At 69.6% G+C, this 2,388-nt stretch carries 3 protein-coding genes and 1 pseudogene; all 4 read right to left on the bottom strand.

Annotated features, from left to right (window positions below):
* Nucleotides 1-633: cysteine desulfurase family protein (locus ACRDU5_RS03385; RefSeq protein WP_526612816.1), on the bottom strand; the 633-nt coding region annotated here is incomplete at its 3' end.
* Nucleotides 634-680: 47 nt separating this feature from the next.
* Nucleotides 681-1,460 carry a lysophospholipid acyltransferase family protein gene (locus tag ACRDU5_RS03380; RefSeq protein WP_526612817.1) on the bottom strand — a complete coding sequence of 260 codons (780 nt, stop codon included), beginning with the start codon at nt 1,458-1,460 and terminating at the stop codon, nt 681-683.
* 98 nt (nt 1,461-1,558) lie between these two features.
* Nucleotides 1,559-1,945: pseudogene (locus ACRDU5_RS03375) on the bottom strand (GNAT family N-acyltransferase); the annotation flags it as partial.
* A 145-nt stretch (nt 1,946-2,090) separates the two neighbouring features.
* On the bottom strand, nt 2,091-2,388 hold a 298-nt coding region (locus ACRDU5_RS03370; RefSeq protein WP_526612814.1), incomplete at its 5' end, for an electron transfer flavoprotein subunit alpha/FixB family protein.

Raw genomic sequence — 2,388 nt, 5'->3', positions numbered from 1 at the left:
GAACTTGTGCGCCGCGACGCTCATTGCCGACAGGCCGCTGGAGGCGAAGTCGACGGGAATCTGGCCGACCGCCTGAACCGCGTCGCTATGCATCGGAACATCGAATTCGGCCGCGACGGCCGCCAATTCGGTCAGCGGCATGATGGTGCCGACCTCGTTGTTCGCCCACATCACCGACACCAGCGCCACGTCGTCGTGATCCTGCAACGCCTCGCGCAGTGCGGCGGGCGCGACCGAGCCGTCCGATGCGGTGGGCAGCCACGTCACCTCGGCGCCTTCGTGTTCGGCCAGCCATTGCACCGAGTCCAGCACCGCGTGGTGCTCGACCGCGGTGGTGACGATGCGCCGGCGACGCGGCTCGGCGTCGCGGCGAGCCCAGTAGATGCCCTTGACCGCGAGGTTGTCGCTCTCGGTGCCACCCGCGGTGAAGATCACCTCGGACGGGCGGGCCCCCAGCAAGGTGGCCAGCGTCTCCCGCGATTCCTCCATCCGGCGCCGGGCGGCCCGGCCGGTCCCATGCAGCGACGACGCATTGCCGACCGTCGCCAGCACGGCCGCCATCGCCTCGACGGCAGCGGGGTGCATCGGGGTGGTGGCGGCGTGATCCAGGTAGACGGACTTGTCCGAGGTCATGACCTGTCAAGGATAACCGCCGCGTACCGGCCGCCCTGACCGCCTGGTCAGGCCACCAGCGCGGGCCCGTGGGCGCGCCGGGCGGTTTCTCCGCGAACCGCGGCCTCGCAACGCAGCGCCAGGTCCCTGCGGTCGCCACCGGGCAGCTGCAGCGACTGGACCTGCACGTGCACCACCGTGCGCCGCGCGGTGATCAACCGCCGGATGGACGCCAGCAGCGTGTCGTTGCCGATGAAGGCCGGAATCGTCGACGGCCTGCCGTCGCGGTGATGGTAGGTCAGCCGCAGCGGCTGGACCGGCCGGCCCGCGTCCACGGCGGCCTGGAACATCGCCGGCCGGAACGGCCCGTACGCCAGGCCGCACCATGTCGTGCCCTCCGGGAAAGCCACCACCGTCTGACCCGCGCGTAACCGGTCGGCGACGGTTCCGACCACGTCGGGCAGCCCTCGCAGGTCGGTCCGGTCGATCGGGATGACCTTCATGATGCGGGCGGCGATGCCCAGCGCCGGCCAGTTGATGAGCTCGGACTTGGCGACGAACGAGCCGGGCAGCACCGCGCCGATGGCGAAGATGTCCACCCACGACACGTGGCCGCTGACGACCAGCACGCCGCTCAGGTTCCGAATCGGCCCGCCCGACACCGTGATTCGCACACCGAGGCAGCGCAGCATCAGGCGGCAATAGGCACGCTGCACCTGCGAGCGGCCCGGCAACGGCACGGCCAGCAGCGGTATGGCGGGCACCAGCATCAGCGCGAGCGTGCTGCGCAGCGCCGTGCGCAATGCCACGCTGAGCGGTCGGCCGGCCTGCTCACCGCCGGCGCGCATGCAACTGTCGTCGCACGTCGCCCTGGGCAGCCAGGGATGCTCGACGGTCACCGCGACACTTCCTGCGCCATCCCCACCGAGCGCAACCGGCGCAGGTATCGGGTGTCCGCCCGGCGCTTGTCGAGCAGCGACGGCCGCAATGGATCCAGCGCCGCAACGTCGAATTCGGTTGCGGTGTAGAGCCCGCCGGCCGCGATGGCACCCGGCGGCGGCAGCATGCGGTAGCAGCCGACCAGTTCGCCGGAGTTGTCCTCGCGGACCACCAGGTGATCGCAGAATTCGTCGAACCGGTCAGCGTCTCTACCTGCTTCGAATCCCGGGCCGGCGCCCGAAACTGCGAAACCGGGTTCGGAGGTGAATACGTCGTGACGAAGACGCTGCCCGGCTTCGATGAGCGCAGGGTCGGCGGAAAGCAGCAGGGTGTAACGCGGCGCTGAGGCGCCCTCGGTCTGCTCGGCGGGTATGAGTACAGAAGCGGTGCTCACGACTGCACGGTCGCCCAGCCGGACAGCGGGATGGCATCGTCAACGTGACGTGTCCGTGCACGCTAAGTGAACGTCGCGAGCAGTCGCAAAAGCCCCCGAACACGTGGCGTGTCGGGCGCTTTTGCGTCTTCTCAGCGGGAGAAACTCAGCCCTTGCGGGCCTTCATCGCCTCGGTCAGCTGCGGCGCGACCTTGAACAGGTCGCCGACGATGCCGAGGTCGGCGATCTCGAAGATCGGCGCCTCTTCGTCCTTGTTCACCGCGATGATCGTCTTGCTCGTCTGCATACCGGCGCGGTGCTGGATCGCCCCGGAGATGCCCAGCGCGATGTACAGCTGCGGCGACACGGTCTTGCCGGTCTGACCCACCTGGAACTGGCCCGGGTAGTAGCCGGAGTCCACCGCGGCACGCGACGCGCCGACGGCCGCACCGAGCGAGTCCGCC

The organism is Mycobacterium sp. (assembly GCF_050701515.1).
Classification (GTDB): Bacteria; Actinomycetota; Actinomycetes; order Mycobacteriales; family Mycobacteriaceae; genus Mycobacterium.
This window is presented reverse-complemented; position numbering and strand designations above follow the sequence as displayed.

Bases quoted from the DNA above. Each gene is read 5' to 3' on its own strand.
- ACRDU5_RS03380 (WP_526612817.1), bottom strand. From the start codon at position 1,460: ATGCGCGCCGGCGGTGAGCAGGCCGGCCGACCGCTCAGCGTGGCATTG.